The 17,814-nt window shown below is 69.1% G+C and carries 15 protein-coding genes; 8 read left to right on the plus strand and 7 right to left on the minus strand.

Annotation, left to right across the window (positions count from 1 at the left end):
- Nucleotides 1-135 precede the first annotated feature (135 nt).
- On the minus strand, nt 136-2,493 hold the full coding sequence (locus LOZ83_RS05400; protein WP_236789062.1) for a GH92 family glycosyl hydrolase: 2,358 nt from the start codon (nt 2,491-2,493) through the stop codon (nt 136-138).
- 3 nt (nt 2,494-2,496) lie between these two features.
- Entirely contained in the window at nt 2,497-5,727 is a 3,231-nt protein-coding gene (locus tag LOZ83_RS05405; protein WP_236789063.1) for a GH92 family glycosyl hydrolase, read from the minus strand.
- Between the two features lie 239 nt (nt 5,728-5,966).
- Here LOZ83_RS05405 and LOZ83_RS05410 point away from each other — a divergent pair, with 239 nt between their 5' ends.
- Genes LOZ83_RS05410 through LOZ83_RS05430 form a run of 5 tightly spaced genes read left to right on the plus strand, consistent with a single transcriptional unit; the run spans nt 5,967 to nt 10,771 of the window.
- Complete coding sequence (locus LOZ83_RS05410) at nt 5,967-6,950, plus strand: LacI family DNA-binding transcriptional regulator (RefSeq protein WP_236789064.1); 984 nt, start codon at nt 5,967-5,969, stop codon at nt 6,948-6,950.
- Nucleotides 6,947-7,957, plus strand: coding sequence for a class I mannose-6-phosphate isomerase (locus tag LOZ83_RS05415; RefSeq protein ID WP_236789065.1), 1,011 nt, complete (start codon nt 6,947-6,949; stop codon nt 7,955-7,957). Before LOZ83_RS05410 ends, LOZ83_RS05415 begins: the two co-directional genes overlap by 4 nt.
- Nucleotide 7,958: 1 nt before the next feature.
- Nucleotides 7,959-8,726 (plus strand): ATP-binding cassette domain-containing protein, encoded by a 768-nt coding sequence (locus LOZ83_RS05420; RefSeq protein ID WP_236789066.1) that lies wholly within the window; start codon nt 7,959-7,961, stop codon nt 8,724-8,726.
- Nucleotides 8,723-9,766, plus strand: coding sequence for an ABC transporter permease (locus tag LOZ83_RS05425; RefSeq protein WP_236789067.1), 1,044 nt, complete (start codon nt 8,723-8,725; stop codon nt 9,764-9,766). Before LOZ83_RS05420 ends, LOZ83_RS05425 begins: the two co-directional genes overlap by 4 nt.
- A gap of 27 nt (nt 9,767-9,793) precedes the next feature.
- Complete coding sequence (locus tag LOZ83_RS05430) at nt 9,794-10,771, plus strand: ABC transporter substrate-binding protein (RefSeq protein WP_236789068.1); 978 nt, start codon at nt 9,794-9,796, stop codon at nt 10,769-10,771.
- Nucleotides 10,772-10,777: 6 nt separating this feature from the next.
- Here the strand turns inward: LOZ83_RS05430 and LOZ83_RS05435 are convergent, their stop codons facing one another.
- Together LOZ83_RS05435 and LOZ83_RS05440 are read right to left on the minus strand one after the other, a co-directional pair.
- Complete coding sequence (locus LOZ83_RS05435) at nt 10,778-11,485, minus strand: isocitrate lyase/phosphoenolpyruvate mutase family protein (protein ID WP_236789069.1); 708 nt, start codon at nt 11,483-11,485, stop codon at nt 10,778-10,780.
- Nucleotides 11,482-11,946, minus strand: coding sequence for a carboxymuconolactone decarboxylase family protein (locus LOZ83_RS05440; RefSeq protein ID WP_236789070.1), 465 nt, complete (start codon nt 11,944-11,946; stop codon nt 11,482-11,484). Before LOZ83_RS05440 ends, LOZ83_RS05435 begins: the two co-directional genes overlap by 4 nt.
- Nucleotides 11,947-11,992: 46 nt before the next feature.
- On the opposite strand from LOZ83_RS05440, the gene LOZ83_RS05445 reads away from it, so the two are divergent.
- From LOZ83_RS05445 to LOZ83_RS39690, 3 genes are all read left to right on the plus strand, one after another.
- Complete coding sequence (locus tag LOZ83_RS05445; protein WP_236789071.1) at nt 11,993-13,354, plus strand: PLP-dependent aminotransferase family protein; 1,362 nt, start codon at nt 11,993-11,995, stop codon at nt 13,352-13,354.
- A 46-nt stretch (nt 13,355-13,400) separates the two neighbouring features.
- Nucleotides 13,401-14,075 (plus strand): MBL fold metallo-hydrolase, encoded by a 675-nt coding sequence (locus LOZ83_RS05450; protein ID WP_236789072.1) that lies wholly within the window; start codon nt 13,401-13,403, stop codon nt 14,073-14,075.
- A 279-nt stretch (nt 14,076-14,354) separates the two neighbouring features.
- Nucleotides 14,355-14,483, plus strand: coding sequence for a hypothetical protein (locus LOZ83_RS39690; protein WP_255823084.1), 129 nt, complete (start codon nt 14,355-14,357; stop codon nt 14,481-14,483).
- Nucleotides 14,484-14,534: 51 nt separating this feature from the next.
- On the opposite strand, the gene LOZ83_RS05455 is transcribed toward LOZ83_RS39690, so the two are convergent.
- Genes LOZ83_RS05455 through LOZ83_RS05465 form a run of 3 tightly spaced genes read right to left on the minus strand, consistent with a single transcriptional unit; the run spans nt 14,535 to nt 17,739 of the window.
- Nucleotides 14,535-15,593, minus strand: coding sequence for an NAD(+)/NADH kinase (locus LOZ83_RS05455; RefSeq protein WP_236789073.1), 1,059 nt, complete (start codon nt 15,591-15,593; stop codon nt 14,535-14,537).
- Between the two features lie 4 nt (nt 15,594-15,597).
- Complete coding sequence (meaB, locus tag LOZ83_RS05460; RefSeq protein ID WP_236789074.1) at nt 15,598-16,542, minus strand: methylmalonyl Co-A mutase-associated GTPase MeaB; 945 nt, start codon at nt 16,540-16,542, stop codon at nt 15,598-15,600.
- Nucleotides 16,543-16,551: 9 nt separating this feature from the next.
- Complete coding sequence (locus tag LOZ83_RS05465; protein WP_236789075.1) at nt 16,552-17,739, minus strand: acetyl-CoA C-acetyltransferase; 1,188 nt, start codon at nt 17,737-17,739, stop codon at nt 16,552-16,554.
- Nucleotides 17,740-17,814 lie beyond the last annotated feature (75 nt).

Consider the following 17,814-nt stretch of genomic DNA (forward strand, 5'->3'; position numbering starts at 1 on the left):
ATAGACACAAAAAAAGTCCGGCAACGTGTCAACCACGATGTCGGACGTTCTTGGTGTCCAGTGTGCGCCGTGACGGTGCTCACGGGAACAGCGGGGGTCGTGAGCATTCTCACGACCCCCGCTGTCCGGCGTTTTTCAGCTGGCGCAGGGGGAAGGCGGCGCCCCGCCCGGACCGGTCGCCCACGTTGCTCTCGCGGCGTCGGTGGTGAGCCGGAAGTCCAAGGTGGACCCCCGGGTCAGCTGCTCGAGACCGATGTAAGCCCGGTCACTGGCCACACCGTTGACGCGCAGTCCCTGCACGTACTGGATGCGCGACGCGTCGGCCCCACCGGCCTCGAGCACGATGTCCCGCCGGTTTTCCAGGTGCACCACGGCTTTCGCGAACTGTGGTGCGCTCAGCACGAATTGTCCGGTGCCCGGCACGGCCGGGTAGAGCCCGAGGCCACTGAACACGTACCAAGCGGACATCTCGCCGAGATCGTCGTTCCCCGTGACCCCGTTGGGCGCGTTGGTGAACAACGTGTGCGCCGCCCGGACCACCGCGGAGGTCTTCCACGGCTGGCCGACGAGCGTGTACATCCACGGCGTGTGCAGATCCGGTTCGTTGTTGGGGTTGTACCGGAACTGGTTGTAGTAGTTGTACGGCCCGGTGACCCATTCGTCGCGCACAGTGCCCGCCGGATCCGTCAGCAGGTCGTTATAGGCGAAGAAGTCGTCGAGCCGCGCGGCCGCCTGCAGCGGCCCTCCCATCCGCTGGACCAGCCCGGGGATGTCCTGCTGGACCAGCCATTGGTACTGCCAGGCGGTGCCCTCGTGGAACCCGTCCTGGCCCTCCGGGGTGTAGGGCCCGGAAGCCGGGGTGAACCAGTCGCCGCCGGTGACCTTCGGGCGCGGGAACCCGGTGAACCCGCGATCGGAAACCGTGCTGTCCCAAAGGTTCTGGTAGCTGCGTCCCTTGGCCGCGAGCGCCTGGGCGTCCTGCGTCCGGCCCAGGCTCTTCGCCATGATCGACAGCGAGCAGTCCGCGAGCGCGTACTCCAACGTCGCCGACGCACCGTGCGCCGGGTCGGTGTCCTGCCCCTTGCTCGGGAAGTTCGGGTCGTACTGCACGAACCCGCCCGCCTGGTAGCTCTCGTTGCCCGCGCGGCCCTGGAACGGCGAGCTGGCCGGCGGGATCTGCGTGGAGTTCTGCAGAAGTGCTTGGTAGGCCTGGACTTCCAGGCCGTTCAGCGCACCGAACCACCAGAGGTCGACCAGGAACGGCGTGACCGGATCGCCGGTCATCGTGTTCGTCTCCTGGTTCGCGTACGCCCACCGCGGCAGCCAGCCACCCTGGTCGTGGATCGCGAGCAGGGTCCGCGCGATGTCCCGCGCCCGGTCGGGCCGCAGCAACGCCAGCAGCTGGTTCTGCGAGCGATACGTGTCCCACAGCGAGAAGTACTGGTAGTACGTCCAGCCGGCGGCGCGGTGCACCTGGTTGTCGAAGCCGCGGTAGCGACCGTCGACATCGTTGCCCGTCAACGGTTGCAGCAACGTGTGGTACAGCGAGGTGTAGAATACGGTCCGGTTGTCCGTACTGCCGCCGCTGATATCCACAGTGGACAGTTCTTGGCGCCAGTCGCGCTGTGCCGCTGCCTTGACCCGGTCGAAGCTCTTGCCTCCTTCGGCCGCGAGGTTCCGGCGGGCGCCATCAGCGTCCACATAGGAAATCGCCGTGGTGGCGGTGATCGAGCCGGGATCGGCGAACGTGAGCCACGCACCGCGCAGCCCGGCACCACCCGCCGACTCCTTGCTGCCCGCGGTGCCACCGGTCGGCGACCACGTGCCGTAGGAGGCGAACGGCTTGTCGAACGTGGTACGGAAGTACGTCGTGTACGGCTTGCCGCCACAGAACGCCTGCGACTGGACCGTTCCCTCGACGGTCCGGTCGTCGACGATCCGGACGCTGCTGCCGCTCACCGGTTCCTTGTCGTTGGCCTGCCCGGTGTTGACGAACACGTTGGCCGGACCGGACTTGTCGAACGTGTACCGCTCGACGCCGGTGTGCGTCGTCGCCGTGGTCTCGACGTCGATCCCGCCGGAGCCGGTGAGATGCACCTTGTAGTAGCCGGGTTTCCCGACCTCACCGTCGTGCGTGTACGGCGAGGCGTACTGCGTCTGGTCGAAAGTGGACGGTTTCGTGATGTCGAACGTGCCGGTGGACGGCAGGGTCGACACCAGGCCACCCTGCTCCCAGCAGCCGGCGCCGGAAAGGAAGAAGTGCCCGAACCCGCGGATCGCGGTGTCGGTGTACTGATAGCCCGCGTAGTGCGAACCGATCGGACTTACTTGCGTCATACCGAAAGGAGCCGACGCACCCGGGAACGTGTTGCCCTCGTCCTGGGTGCCGATGAACGTGTTGACGGAGTCGAGCACGTCGCCCGGCGAGGCCGCCGCCACTGGAGTGACGACGGCCGCCGGAACGAGTGCCAGCACCGCGAGAAGTGCCTTCAAGCTTCAGCCCACCCCGATCGCGAAGACGTGCAACTGTCCACCCGAGACGGTCGACGGCAATGTGACACTTTGGACGGTCTTGCCCGCCGCGAGCGTGATCGGCGTGCTCGCGAACACATAGGTGTTGATCTGCTGCGGATCGCCGCCGCCGCTGTTGCGGTACGGCGTGGTGAACGCGATCTGGTTACCGAAGGACGGTTGCCCGCCACCGCCACCGAGCGTCCAGTCCGAGAACCCGAGGCTCGCGGTGCTGGTGCTGCCGTCGGTGTAGGTGATCGTCACGGTGCCGGACGCGTTGCCGTTCGACCCCGCACCGAGGAACGCGAGCCGCCCACTGCCGGACAGGTTCACGGTTTGCCCTTGCACGGCAACGTTGTTCGGTGCGCCGACCGGGTAGTTCGGCCAGCTGTAGGACAATCCGTTCACCGTCACCGTGCTGCCCGCCTTCGCACCGGCCGCGGCCAGCGCATCGGACGAATAGCTGAAGCCGCCGCCGTCGAAGTTCGCCGCGGCGGGCTTGGCATCGGGCGAGATCCCCGCGTTGTTCACGGTCGCCAGCCAGCTGCCCGGTTGCGCGACCAGCACGCCGAGTGTCGCGGACAGCTGCTGCCCGGCGCCGGTCAACGTGACCGGTACCTGGTAGGAACCTTCGGCGGTACCGTCCGCGACGGCGACCGTCACCGAAACCTGAGCCTTGCCACCAGCGGGAATCGCGAGGTCACCGGAGGCCGGGGTGACCGTGATGCCCGCCGGTGGCGCGGCAGTCCAGTGCCAGGTCCGGGCGGTGCCGGACAGGTCCTGCGCGCCGATCGCCGCGGTACCGCTCGCGCCGCCCGGCACCACCACCCGCGACGGGTCCACAAAGGACAACGCCGGGGTTTCGCCTTCCCGGAACGACGGTGGCGCGTCAGCGGGAGCAGCGCCCCACGACGTGTCAGGCGTGCTGGACAGCGTGTAGTCGAGCGTGCCGCCGGACGTAACGAACGACTCGGGCAACCACGGCTTGGTCGTGCTGGTGCCGTTGACCTTCAGCCCCGTCACGTACTGCCCGCTGCCGCTGGCGTTGATGGTGATCTTCTTGCCCAGCCCCGTGGTCAGCACGACCTTCGAGAACAGCGGCGAGCCGAGCACCAGCTCCGAGCGACCGGGGATCTCCGGGTACATGCCGAGCGCCGACCACACGTACCAGGACGACATCTGACCGAGATCGTCGTTGCCGACCAGGCCTTCCGGGTTCGGGTTGTACAACTCGGTCATCGACCGGCGCACGATCGCCTGTGTCTTGTACGGCGCGCCCGCGAAGTCGTACAGCCACGGCGCGTTGGCGTTGGGCTCGTTGCCCATGAACGCGTGCGGATCCTGGGTTCCCGCGTTCAGTTCGGTGAAGAATTCGTCCAAACGCGACTGAACGGCCTGGTTCCCGCCGAACGCCGTGACCAGTCCGGCGACGTCGTAGGGCACCATCCAGCTGTACTGCGCGCCGTTGCCCTCGACCCAGCCCGATGAACTGCCCGGGTTGTACGGCGAGGTGAACGTGCCGTCCGCCTGCCGCGGCTGCAGGTAACCACTCGCCGGGTTGTAGAGGTTCTGCCAGTTCTGGGCCCGCTTCATGAAGTTCTGGTACGTCGAACTGTCCCCGAGCCGCGCCGCGAGCTGCGCGATCGAGAAGTCCGCGCTGGTGTACTCGAGCGTGTCCGCACCGGCACCCGGCACGTACCCGAGGTTCTGGTAGTCCTCGAGCCCCGGCCGTTCGGTGTAGCCCTGCGTGGTCGGCTGCGTGGCGCCGCGGATCATCGACAACAACGCGTTGTTCGCGCCGAAGTCCTTGGCGCCGAAGGCATACGCGCTGGACACGATGATGTGGTACGGGTCGCCGTTCATCACGCCCGTGTAGTCGTTCGCCACCGTCCAGCGGTCCCACGACCCGCCCTGGGCCGCGTAGGCGATCATCGACCGGGCGATGTCGGAGGTCTCCTTTGGCGCCAGCAAAGCCAAAAGCTGGATTTCCGAACGATAGATGTCCCAGCCGGAGAAGTTCGTGTACATGGCGTGGCCGCGATCGGCCGTGTGCACGCGACCGTCGAAGCCGGTGTACTTACCGTCCACATCGGAGAAGATGTTCGGCTGGATCAGCGAGTGGTACAGCGCGGTGTAGAAGGTGGTCTTGTCCGCGTCCGAGCCGCCGGTCACCTGGACCTGGTTCAACCGGTCGTTCCACGCCTTCCGGGCCGCGGCCGCGACGTCTTCGAACGAGCGGCGGCTGTTCTCCGCCTTGACGTTCGCCTGTGCTCCATCAGCGGATACAAAGGACAGTCCGACTTGGACATTGACCGTCGAGCCTGGCGCGAACGTGACGTAGCCGCCGCTGCCGGGACCGCTCACCGTGGTGTTCGTCGGCGGCCTCGACTGCGAGCGGGCCATCGCCGTCTGTGGAGCGAGTTTCGCTTGTGCGCCACCGTTTTCGGCGGCCTTGTTCGGGGTGACGGTACCGTTGCGCCAGGTCCCGATCGACGCGAACGGGGTGTCGAACTTCGCGTAGAAGTACACGCGGTAGTGCGAGTCGGTGCCGCAGAACCGGCCGCTGGACGCCCAGCCGCTGATGCTGTCGCGGCCGATGGTGATCTGCGCGTCATCGGTGCCCATGATCGAGCCGGAGCTGTTGACCATCAGCGTCGCCGGGCTGTTCTGCGGGTAGGTGAACCGCCCGGAGCCGGTGCGCTGGGTCGCGCTCAGCTCGACGTTCACGCCGCTGTCCAGCTTGACCGAGTACTTGCCGGCGCTCGCCTGCTCGTTCGCGTGCGAGAACGGCATCGTGTAGCGGCCGGGATCGGTCGCGGGCGATGTGGTGACCTCACCCGCGTAGGGGATGAACGGGATGTCTTCGTACGTGTCGCAGCCCGCGCCGGACAGGTGCGTCAGGCTGAAACCCTTGAGCGCGGTGCTGTCGTAGAAGTAGCCGCCCTGCTGTTCGGTGACCGTGTCCGGGCTCCACTGGACCATCCCGAACGGGACCACCGCGCCGGGGAAGGTGTTCCCCGCGCCGCCGCCGGTGCCCTGGTCCGCGCCGCCCGGCCGGGTGCCGACGAAGGGGTTGACCCACTTCGCCAGGTCCTGCGGCGGGGGCGCCGCGTCCGCCTGCACGGCCGGCAGCACACCTGAGGTAACCACGAGGCCGGCGAAGAGCGCCAGCGCCCGTCTGCTGCGCCGTTGGTTACCAACCCGCGAAAGCCTCATCAGCCCCTCCTGACAACCTTGTCGTGGCGCTTCACTGTCGTTATCCGCTGACAAGCAGGTCAAGGATCAGGGCAAATCCTGTCTCGTTCCGGACAGGACATACTCCATACGTCGCAAGGGATACAGCCGACATCTCGTCCGGACCATTGACAACCGGACGGCGCGGGTGTCCAATGCCCGATATTATGACAACGTTGTCGGAGGGTGCTCCTGGGCCGGGCTCGACGAGACGCGCCACGATGAGTGACGTCGCCCGGCTGGCGGGGGTCAGCATCAAGACGGTGTCGCGCGTGGTCAACGACGAGCCGGCGGTGCATCCGGAGACCGCCCGGCGGGTGCTCGCCGCCATCGAGCAGCTCGGGTTCCGCCGCAACCTCGGCGCCCGCAACCTGCGCCGCGGCTCCACCACCGGCACGATCGGCGTCGTCGTGGAGGACGTCGGCAACCCGTTCTACTCCGAGCTCAACCGCGCCGTGGAGAAGATCGCGTTCTCCTACGGGCGCCACGTGCTGACCGGCTCCTCGGAGGAGGATGCCGACCGCGAACGCGAGCTCGTGCTGGAGTTCTGCGCCCGCCGCGTGGACGGGCTGCTGCTCGTGCCCGCCGGCGCCCAGCACCACTACCTGGTGCCGGAGATGCGCGCGGGCATGCCGGTGGTGTTCCTCGACCGCCCGGCCGGCGACATCGTGGCCGACACGGTCCTGCTCGACAACCTCGACGGCATGATCGAAGCGGTCGGGCACCTGGCCCGGCACGGCCATCGCCGGATCGCGTTCATCGCCGACCGGCCGGACATCTTCACCGCCGCCGAGCGGCTACGGGGTTTTCGCGAAGGCTGCGTCCGCGCCGGTATCCGGTACGACGACCGGCTGACCGCGCTGAGCACCCCGACCCAGGAAAGCGTGCTGGACGCGGTGGACCGGCTGCTGACCGGCCCGGACCGCGCGACGGCCGTCATCGCGGGCAACAACCGGATCGCCGTGCACGTGCTGCGCGCGCTGGCCCAGGTCGCCCCGCGCCCCGCGCTGGTGAGCTTCGACGATTTCGAGCTCGCCGACCTGCTCGACCCACCCGTCACCGTGATCGGCCATGACGTCGGCCGGCTCGGCAAGGCGGCGGCCGAGCTGCTGTTCGCTCGTATCCACGGCGAGGTCTCCCCGCCGAGAAAGGTAGTTCTGCCCGTGCATCTCGTCCCCCGTGGCTCCGGTGAGGTCTCACCGTGACCGAACCCATCAAGCTCGCGGCCAACCAGCCGCCCCAGTTCTACCGTGGTGGCGAGGCGATCGCCTCCCTCCGCGGCGCCAGCCCTGACAAGGAGTTCGGCCCCGAAGACTGGGTAGCCTCGACCACCACCCTGTTCGGCCAGGCGGAAAACGGCCTCACCAGGCTGCCCGACGGCCGGTGGCTGCGCGACGCCGTGCGCGCCGATCCGCAGGCGTGGCTGGGCGCCGCGCACGTGTCGGCGCTGGGCGACTCGACCGCGCTGCTGGTCAAGCTGCTCGACGCCGGCCAGCGGCTGCCGGTGCATTTCCACCCGTCGAACTCCTTTGCCGAGCAGCATTTCGACTCGCACTTCGGCAAGACCGAGGCGTGGATCGTGGTCGGCACGAGCGGCGACGATCCGCGCGTGTACCCCGGGTTCAAGCAGAGCGTGGACCCGGCGACGGTCGGCGAATGGGTGCGGGAGCAGGACACCGAGGCGATGCTCGGCGCTCTGAACAGCGTGCCGGTCGCGCCGGGGGACAACGTGTACATCCCGGCGGGGCTGCCGCACGCGATCGGCGAGGGCGTGTTCGTCGTCGAGCTGCAGCAGCCGACGGACTTCTCGCTCACCATCGAATGGCGCGATTTCCTGGACAGCCCGGAAAAGGGGCATCTCGGAATCGGCTTCGACACGGCGTTGCAGGCGCTGGACACTTCGGCGCGTGACCCCGAGTCGGTCATCCGGCGCACCGGCGGCGCGAACGAGTCCATTGTGGATCTCCTGGTGCCCGGCGCGGCGGAGTTCTTCCGCGCCGACCGGTTGCACCCGAAACCCACGCTGGCACTCGACCCGTCGTTCACCGTGTTCGTGGTCCTCGACGGCGAGGGCACCTGCCGGACCGAGCACGGCGGCGAGCTGGCACTGTCCAAAGGCGACACCGTGGTGGTGCCGTATGCCGCCGGGCAGCACGAGGTCTCGGGTGAGCTGACCATCATCCGCTGCCGACCCCCAGCACCGGGAGCCTGACATGACTGATGCCGTCCTGCTGGACGCCCAGAACATCGTGAAGCACTACGGCTCGGTCGAGGCGCTACGGGGCGCCTCGTTCCAGGCGAGAGCCGGCGAGGTCACCGCGCTGATCGGCGACAACGGCGCCGGGAAGTCCACGCTGATCAAGTGCCTCTCCGGGGCCGAGCAACCCACGTCGGGCAGAATCCTGTTGGACGGCAAGGAAGTTCACTTCGACTCGCCCACCACCGCGCGGCGGCTGGGCATCGAGACGGTGTACCAGGATCTCGCGGTCGCGCCCGACCTGGACCCGGCCGCGAACCTGTTCCTGGGCCGGGAGATCCACCGCCGTGGCATCCTCGGCAAGCTCGGCATGCTGGACAACGGGGCGATGCGGCGGCAGGCGGTCGAGGAGTTCAAGCGGCTCGGCGTGACGCTGCAGAGCACCGACGTGTCCATCGGCTCGCTGTCCGGCGGGCAGCGCCAGAGCGTGGCGGTGGCGCGGTCGGTGGTGTGGGCGAGCAAGGTCGTGTTCATGGACGAGCCGACCGCCGCCCTCGGTGTGGTGCAACGGGAACGCGTGCTCGACGTGATCCGCCGGGTCCGCGACGAGGGCATCGCGGTGGTGCTGATCAGCCACAACATGCCCGAGGTGCTGTCGGTGTCCGACCGGATCGAGGTGCTGCGCCTGGGCGCCCGGGTGGCCAGGTTCCACGCCGCGGACACGTCGCTCGAGGATCTCGTGGCGGCCATGACGGGCGCTCTCACCCAGGAGGAGGCGGCATGACGGCCACGCGGGAGATCCAGTCCACCGTGGACGGTGGGTTCGGAAAGCGCTCTCTGGGCCAGCGCCTGATCGGCGCGAACACGTTCTGGATCGCGCTGGTGTTGATCGCCCTGATCGTGGTGTTCACCGTGCTCAAACCGGGCCAGTTCGCCACCCTGTTCACGTTCCAGACCCTGCTGATCGAGACGTCGGTGCTGCTGGTGCTTTCGGTCGGGATGACGTTCGTGATCATCACGTCCGGTATCGACCTGTCCGTCGGCTCGGTGCTGATCTTCGCGGGCATGGTCTGCGGCAAAACGATGGAAGCGCTTTCTCCCGGCGGCAACGCGAGCACCGCCGGCTGGGGCGTGATCGGCATCGGGCTCGTCGCGGCGATCCTGTCGGGCACGATCTGGGGCCTGATCAACGGTTTCCTCATCGCGATCGCGAAGATCCCGCCGCTGATCGTGACCCTCGGCACGATGGGCGCGGCGCTCGGCGCGGCGTACCTGCTCAACAACGGCTCGGACGTGCGCAGCGTGCCGACCGTGCTGAACAGGACGCTCGGCTACGGCACCTCGTTCGGCGGCGTCCCGAACCTGGTGCTGGTGGCGGTGGTCATCACGCTGATCGGCGCCTGGTTGTTGCACACCACCAAGTTCGGCCGATACACGTACGCGGTCGGGTCGAGTGCCGAGGCCGCTCGCCGGGCGGGTATCGGTGTCACCGCGCACCTGCTGAAGGTGTACCTGCTGACCGGTTTTCTGGCCGGCATAGCGGGTTTCATGTCGCTGGCCTACTACGCGTCGACCACGATCACCGCGCACACCACGGACAACCTGAACGCGATCGCGGCGACGGTGATGGGTGGCACGAGCCTGTTCGGCGGGGTCGGCTCGGTGCTCGGCACGGTCATCGGGGTGTTCATCCCCGCCGTGCTGAAGAAGGGTTTCAACATCACGCAGGTACCGGACTTCTGGCAGATGATCGCGGTCGGCGCGGTGCTCATCGCCGCCGTGTGGTTCGACCAGCGCCGCCGCCGGCAGCGCAATTCCCGTTAACTACAACGAAGTAGGGAGTCCCCACTGATGAAGAAAGCGCTTACCGCCGGTACGGCTGTCGCAGCGGCGGTCCTGCTGGCAGCCTGTGGCTCCGGCCAGGTCGGCGGCTCCGGCGGCAACAGCGTGCAGAACAACAAGCAGCTGGCGCTGATCCCCGGCGTGCAGGCCGAGCCGTTCTACATCTCGATGCAATGCGGCGCGGAGGCCGAGGCGAAGAAGCTCGGCTACACCATCAACACCTCGGCGCCGCAGAAGTTCGACGCGGCGCTACAGACCGAAAAGGTCAACGCGCTCGGCTCGAACCCGCCGGCGGCGCTGCTGATCGCGCCGACCGACGACACGGCGATGCTCGCGCCGATCCAGCAGGTCGCCAACCGCGGCACGAAGATCGTCCAGGTGGACACGGCGTTGAAGGACTCCAGCATCGCGGTCTCGTCGATCTCCTCCGACAACACCGAGGGCGGCAAGCTCGCCGCGCAGACCCTGGCGCAGTTGGTGGGTGACAAGTCCGGTTCGGTGCTGGTGCTCGACACCATCGCGGGCACGTCGACCACGGCGGCGCGGGCGCAGGGCTTCAGCGACGAGCTGAAGACCCACCCGAACCTCAAGTCGATCGGCATTCAGTTCACCCAGAACGAGCCGGAACAGGCCGCGGCGAAGGTGACCGCGGCGCTCGCGTCCACTCCGGACCTGGTGGGTATCTTCGCCACCAACCTGAACACCGGTGAGGGTGCGGCGACCGGCCTGCGCAACGCCGGCAAGATCGGCCAGGTCAACCTGATCGGTTTCGACGCCAGTCCGTCCGAAGTGGATGGTCTGCGCAGCGGCGAGTACCAGGGCCTCATCGCGCAGGACCCGGCCGCGATCGGGCAGCAGGGCGTGGACCAGGCCGTCGCCGCACTGGAGGGCAAGCCGGTGACGAAGACGCTCACCGCCGGCCTGCACTCGCTCACCAAGTCCAATATGGACGCCAACGCGCAGTACTTCTACAAGCAGCAGTGTTAGTCCGCCTCACAGCTCCTTGAGGCGTTCGCTGAGCCAGGTGCGCATGTCGTGCCACAGTGCGCCGCCGAGTGAAACCCTTGCCACACCGAGGGAAGCGAGGTCGGCACCCGGCAGGCGGTTCGCGTTGACCGCCGCCGGGTGCACGGCTTTGACCAGTTCTGCCAGCACCTCGGGCGAGCGGATCGCGATCGGGTACACGCAGTCCGCGCCCGCCGCAAGATACGCCTTCGCCCGCTCGATTGCCTCCGGCAGCACCTGTTGCTGGTCTCCCCTCAGGAAAAGATCGATCCGCGCGTTGATCACCAGCGCGTCCCCCGCCGCCTCGCGCACCGCCGCAAACCGCTCGGCCTGCTCGGCGAGCGGCCGGATCCGGCCCTGCGCGTGGTCGGTGTCCTCCAGATTGCAGCCCACCGCGCCGGTCGCGAGTAGCCGGTCCACCAACTCCGGCGCCGGCAGCCCGTAGCCCGCCTCGGCATCGACGGTCACCGGCACCTCGACGGCCCGGGCGATCCGCGCCGCGGCGGCGAACATCTCGTCCACCGGCGCCTGTTCCCCGTCGGGATAGCCGAGCGAGGTCGCCACCGCGACCGAACTCGTTGCCACCACGGGAAAACCGGCCTCTTCGACGAGCCGTGCGGTGCCCGCGTCCCAGACGTTCGGCAACACCAGCGGGCTACCGGGGACATGCAGCGCGCGCAGCGCGGCGGCCGTCACTTCTCGTCGTCCGGCAGCGGCTTGTGACTGGTGACACCGAGCCGGTTCCACGCGTTGATCGTCAGGATCGCCCAGGCGACCGCCACGTACTGCTCCTCGGTCAGGGCCTTGGTGGCCTGCTCGTACACGTCGTCCGGCACATCCTGGACCTGCGCCAGCTTCGTCATTGCGTCGGTGAGCGCGAGCGCGGCCCGCTCCTGCTCGGTGTAGAGGTCCGTCTCCCACCAGGTGCCGAGGAGCACGATCCGGCGCTCGGACTCGCCGAGCCTGCGCGCGTCCCGGGAGTGCATGTCGAGGCAGTACGCGCAGCCGTTCAGCAGCGAGGCGCGGATCTTGACCAGCTCGATCAGGCGCTGGTCCAGGCCCGCGTTCGCGGCGGCCTTCTCTACCGCCACGTGCAGCGCGGACAGGTGCTTACGGAGGTCGGGGGCCGCTTCGCTGAGGTCGATTCGGTTTCTCATGACTTTCACGCTAGCCCCAACTGGCCCACGAGTATGGTCCAGTTTCATGACAGATTCGTGGTCCAGTTGGGATGTGCACCTCGATTGGCAGCCCGATGCGGGCCGGCAGGGGCTCGCGGACGCGCTGCGCCAGGCGATCCGCGACGGCCGGCTCGCGCCGGGCACCATCGTGCCGTCGACTCGGGCGCTCGCGAAGGACCTCGGCATCGCGCGCGGCACGGTCACCCGGGTGTACGCCGACCTGACTGTCGAAGGCTACCTGCGCACGAGCCAGGGCGCGCCGACCCGCGTTGGCGCGGTGAGTTCTCCCTTGCCGCCGAAGGAAAAGCCGCACGCGGCGCCGTGGGTGCCGGGCGCGCGCTGGGACCTCTATCCCGGCCGGCCGGACCTGTCGTCCTTTCCGCGTGAGGCTTGGGTTGCGGCAACGCGGCGAGTCCTGCACGACGCGCCCGCGAGCGTGTTCGACTACGGCGACGGGCTGGGCTCGGCGGTGTTGCGGGAAGCGCTTTCACGGTACTTGTCGCGGAGTCGCGGCGTGCTCGCGGAACCCGACCGGATCGTCGTCTGCGGCGGGTTCGGTCATGGTCTGGCGGTGCTGGCTCGCGTCCTGCATGCCCGGGGCGACCGCGAGTTGTCCTTCGAAAACCCTTGCCTGCCACAGTTTCGCGAGCATGCGACACGAGCCGGCCTGCACGTCGCCGCCGTTCCCGTCGACGAGCAGGGTCTTGAAGTGTCCAAACTGGACAGTCCAGCCGTCGTGGTGACGCCCGCGCATCAGTACCCGCTGGGCGTCACGCTGGCTCCGGAGCGACGAACCGCCCTCGCGCGGTGGGGCGGCCTGGTGATCGAGGACGACTACGACGGCGAGTTCCGCTTCGATCGCCATCCGGTCGGCGCACTGCAAGCCCTTGCGCCGGAACGGATCGTATACGCGGGGTCGGTCAGCAAGACGCTCGCGCCGGCGTTGCGGATCGGCTGGCTGGTGCTGCCGCGGTTCCTGGTCGAGCCGGTGCGCGCGGAGCTGGCGGCGACCGGCTGGCACCCGCCCGTCGTGGACCATCTGGTGCTGGCCGACATGCTGAGTTCCGGGGCGTACGACCGGCATGTCCGGCAGCGGCGGATCGCCTACCGCAAGCGGCGCGATCGGCTGTTGTCCTTGCTACCACGCGAGATCACGCCCGTGGGTATCTCGGCCGGCCTGCATGTGCTGCTGCGGTTGCCGCCGGGCCGCTCGGAGGAGCAGGTGATTCGCGCGGCGCTGCGGGAGTCGGTCGCGATCGACGGCCTCGGCCGGCATTGGTTCGGCGACGGCCGGCGGTCGCGGGGCATCGTGCTCGGCTACGCGACGCCGGCGGAGCACGCGTTCGGGCCGGCGATCGAGGCGCTGCTGAAGGCGATTACGCCGTGAGCGGATCGGGTTCGGCGTGCTGGTCCGGCGTTCTAGCTTGGGGCATATGGAGATCCGCGAGTTGACGCCGAGGCTGCGCATGCTGCGGGTCGGCGGCTGGCTGCTGTACCTGTGGCAGGAGGGCGGCCGGCAGACGTTGATCGACACCGGCGCGCCTGGTGGCGCCGAGGAGATCGCGCCGCTGGTGCCCGGCCTCGAACGGATCGTGCTCACGCATTTCCACACCGACCACACCGGCAACGCGGAGGAACTGCGAACGCGCACCGGCGCCACGGTTATCGCGGGCGCCGCGGATGCGGCCGTTCTGCGCGGACTCGATCCGGGCGCGCCGGCCGTACTGGAAGACTGGGAGCGGCCGATCTTCGAACGCACGTCGGCGGGTCTGCCGTGGACAGTGACGGTGACCGTGGATGTCACCGTCACCGGCGGCGAAACCCTGGACTTCGGGGGCAGTGCCCAGGTGGTCGCCGTCCCCGGGCATACCGAAGGCAGCATCGCGGTCTACCTGCCGCGCGACCGCGTACTGCTCACCGGCGACGCGATCGCCGAGACCGAAGGCCGGGTCATCCTGGGGGTGTTCAACCAGGACCGCGCCCGCACGGTGGCTTCGTTCCGCCGCCTGGCTGCCCTCGACGTCGACGTCGCCTGCTTCGGCCACGGCGAGCCGCTGCTCTCGGATGCCGGCAAACGCTTGCGCGAGGCAGCGGAGGGCCTGGCGTGAACGATCCCGCCTGGGCACACGAACGCCCCGACGTCGTCGCCCACGATCCGCGGTGGAGCGCCCTGGCTGCGGCCGAACGAGCACCTCAAGCGTGACCTCGCCGAGCGGCACGGGCGCGACCGCGAGGCCTACACCGAGGCGAAAGCCGAGTTCATCACCCGCGCCCTGACCATTTGATCCGGTCAGACTCGCCGCCGCCAAACGACGGACTCGGCGTCCCGAACGTCGGACTCGCCGCCGCCAGCGTCCGACTCGCGCACCACCCTGCACCCTGGCCACTTGACGAACGCCGAACTCACCGTCCCCAACGCCGAACTCACCGTCCCCAACGCCGAACTCACCGTCCCCAACGCCGAACTCACCGTCCCCAACGTCCGACTCGCGCGAGCGCCCGCCCGGGCCACTTGATCAGGTCGCCCTCGCCGCCGCCACGTCGAACTCGCCACCGCCAACGCCGGACTAGTCCTCCTCGACCGGCCCGGGGTGGGCCAGGTCCGGGGGCATCGGCTTGTTCGGCGCGTAGGCGGGCGGGTTCCCGTCGGCGAGGGCGGCCGCCGCGTCGACCAGGCCGAACCGGTCCCGCACCTTGCCCAGGAAATCCGGCTCCGACAGGCGAACCAGCTTGGAACGTTTCGGCGCGCCGTACACGCTGATCCAGTCGCCCGGCCCGAGCACACCCCGCAGCTGCCCGTCCACGCTGATCGCGACCTGCCCCGAATGCTCCAGCACCAGGATGCCGATCTGCTGCGAGCTGTCGAGCACCACGCTCCGGTTGAACACCATGTGCGGCGCCACCGGCGTGAACACCAGCGCGTCCAGGTGCGGCGACACGATCGGCCCGCCTGCCGCGAAACTGTAGGCCGTCGAGCCGGTCGACGACGCGACGATCAACGCATCGGCCGAATACGACGCGAAGAGCTTCCCGCCGGCGTACACCGCGAGGCTCGCCTGCCGGTCACGCGCGAGCTTCTCCACGACGATGTCGTTGAGCGCCAGCACATCCAGCGGCACCCCCCAGCCGACCTCGCTCTTCAGCCCCGGCCGCACATGCGGCGGCGGCAGCATCGGCCCGCGCCCGTACCGCAGCATCGCCTCGATACCGTGCGGGATCTCCAGCGGCCGCGACGAGCGCATGGTCAGCGCCATCCGCGCGTCCACGGTCGTCTCGCCGCGTCGCACCTGTTCCAGCGCACCGGTCACGCCGTCCGTGGTGACCTCGGTGAGGAACCCGACCCGCCCGACGTTCACACCCAGCACCCGCGCCCCGATCGGCCCGGCCACCCGAACCCCGCGGAGGAACGTCCCGTCGCCGCCGACCGTCACGATCAGATCCGGGTTCCCGGCGCGCTCCGCCTCTTCCCGCGCGTGCCGCCGGTGCCCGTCGCCGTCGTGCCACACGTCGATGTCGGCGCACGGGATTTCGTGGCCCGCCGCCCATCGCCGCACTTCGCGAGCCGCGGCGAGGGCCTCTTCCTTACCGCCGTGAACGACGAGTCCGATCCGCCCGACTGGCACCATGTCCCTATTCTCCCGTTCGGAGCGCGTCGAGCAGGACATCGGCGGCCGCGAACGGGTCCAGCGTGCGGTCGACGACCCGGGCGGCCAGATCGTTCAGCCGGCCGGCCTGGAAGTCCGCGGCCCGCAGCTCCCGCAACGCGATCGCCTCGACCTCACTCGCCGCGCGGCGCACCCGCCGCCGGTCGAGTTCGCCGTGCGCTTCGAGCCAATCGTGGTGCTCGCCGAGCGCGCGCACCAGATCCGGCCCGCCCTCGCCGCGTGCGGCCACCATGGGCACGATCGGCTGCGGCCAGCCATCGCGGTGCGCCATCGCGATCAGCTGTTTGAGGTCCCGCACCACGGTCCGGGCGCCGTCGCGGTCGGCCTTGTTCACCACGAACACGTCCGCGATCTCCAGCACGCCCGCCTTCGCCGCCTGGATCCCGTCGCCCATCCCCGGCGCCAGCAACACCACCGTGGTGTCGGCGAGCCGCACAACGTCCACTTCGGACTGTCCAACCCCGACGGTCTCGATCAGCACGACGTCGAACCCGGCCGCGTCGAGGACCCGCACGGCCTGCGGGGTCGCCCAGGCGAGCCCGCCGAGATGCCCGCGGGTGGCCATCGAGCGGATGAACACGCCGGGGTCGGTCGCGTGCTCGGTCATCCGGATCCGGTCGCCGAGCAACGCGCCACCGGAGAACGGTGACGACGGGTCGATCGCGAGCACCCCGACCCGCTTGCCTTCCTTGCGCAGCACGGAAAGCAGCATCGAGGTCGAGGTGGACTTGCCGACGCCGGGTGGACCGGTCAGCCCGATCACGCGAGCGTGCCCGGTGAACGGGGTCAGCGCGGCCGCGACCTCACGCAGCCGCGGATGCGCGTCCTCGACCAGCGAGATCAGCTTCGCGACCGCGCGCGGTTGTCCCTCCCGCGCGCGGTCGACCAGCTCCGAAATGTCCAGTGACACAAAGCCAATCTAGGCGGTCGGAACGCGCAGCAGCAGGGCGTCACCCTGACCGCCGCCGCCGCACAGCGCCGCCGCGCCGAGGCCACCGCCGCGCCGCCGCAACTCGTAGATCAAGTGCACCGCCAGCCGCGCGCCCGAAGCGCCGATCGGGTGGCCGAGCGCGATCGCGCCGCCGTTGACGTTGACCTGCTCCGGGGTCAGCCCCAGCTTGTCGCTCGACACCACGCCGACCGCCGCGAACGCCTCGTTGATCTCCACCAGGTCCAGCGCGCTCACGTCGAGCTTCGCCTTGGCCAGCGCCTTCTTGATCGCGTTCGACGGCTGCTCGTGCAGGCTCGCGTCGGGCCCGGCGACCACGCCGTGCGCGCCGATCTCGGCGAGCGGGGTGATGCCCAGCTCCTCGGCCTTCTCCCGGCTTGCCACGACGACCGCCGCCGCACCGTCGGAAATCTGCGAGGACGAGCCCGCGGTGATCGTGCCGTCCGACGCGAACGCGGGGCGCAGCTTCGCCAGCCCTTCGGTCGTGGTGTCGCCGCGCACGCCCTCGTCGGTGTCGAAGATGACCGGGTCACCCTTGCGCTGCGGGATCGCGACGGGCGCGATCTCCTCCTTGAACACGCCCGACGCGATCGCGGCCGCCGCCCGCTGGTGCGAGCGCGCGGAGAACTCGTCCTGTTGCTCGCGGGTGACGCCGTAGCGCGCGTTGTACTTCTCCGTCGAAGAGCCCATGGCGACCTGGTCGAACGCGCAGAACAAGCCGTCGTACGCCATGTGGTCCACCAGCGTGGTGTCGCCGTACTTGAAGCCCGAGCGCGACTTCGGCAGCAGGTGCGGCGACTGCGTCATCGACTCCTGGCCACCCGCGACGACCAGGTCGAACTCGCCGGCGCGGATCAGCTGGTCGGCCAGCGCGATCGCGTCCAGGCCGGACAGGCACACCTTGTTGATCGTCAGCGCCGGCACGTCCATCGGGATGCCCCCGGCGACCGCGGCCTGCCGGGCCGGGATCTGCCCCGCACCGGCCGTGAGCACCTGGCCCATGATCGTGTACTCGACGGCTTCGGGCGCGACACCGGCGCGTTCGAGTGCGGCCTTGATCGCCACCCCGCCGAGCTGAGCACCTGAGAAGTCCTTCAGGGAACCCAGCAGTCGACCGATCGGGGTGCGGGCAGCACCCAGGATCACCGAACCGGACACGGCAGCCTCCAAAAACGCGAGCAACGACGGTCGATTCGACGATACCGGGCGAGCCGCTCCAGTACAGGTGTGAGC

It is taken from the genome of Amycolatopsis sp. GM8 (assembly GCF_021653975.1).
GTDB lineage: Bacteria > Actinomycetota > Actinomycetes > Mycobacteriales > Pseudonocardiaceae > Amycolatopsis_E.

Bases quoted from the DNA above. Each gene is read 5' to 3' on its own strand.
- LOZ83_RS05405 (WP_236789063.1), bottom strand. From the start codon at position 5,727: ATGAGGCTTTCGCGGGTTGGTAACCAACGGCGCAGCAGACGGGCGCTG.
- LOZ83_RS05410 (WP_236789064.1), top strand. From the start codon at position 5,967: ATGAGTGACGTCGCCCGGCTGGCGGGGGTCAGCATCAAGACGGTGTCG.
- LOZ83_RS05420 (WP_236789066.1), top strand. From the start codon at position 7,959: ATGACTGATGCCGTCCTGCTGGACGCCCAGAACATCGTGAAGCACTAC.
- LOZ83_RS05425 (WP_236789067.1), top strand. From the start codon at position 8,723: ATGACGGCCACGCGGGAGATCCAGTCCACCGTGGACGGTGGGTTCGGA.
- LOZ83_RS05430 (WP_236789068.1), top strand. From the start codon at position 9,794: ATGAAGAAAGCGCTTACCGCCGGTACGGCTGTCGCAGCGGCGGTCCTG.
- LOZ83_RS05440 (WP_236789070.1), bottom strand. From the start codon at position 11,946: ATGAGAAACCGAATCGACCTCAGCGAAGCGGCCCCCGACCTCCGTAAG.
- LOZ83_RS05445 (WP_236789071.1), top strand. From the start codon at position 11,993: ATGACAGATTCGTGGTCCAGTTGGGATGTGCACCTCGATTGGCAGCCC.
- LOZ83_RS05450 (WP_236789072.1), top strand. From the start codon at position 13,401: ATGGAGATCCGCGAGTTGACGCCGAGGCTGCGCATGCTGCGGGTCGGC.
- LOZ83_RS05455 (WP_236789073.1), bottom strand. From the start codon at position 15,593: ATGGTGCCAGTCGGGCGGATCGGACTCGTCGTTCACGGCGGTAAGGAA.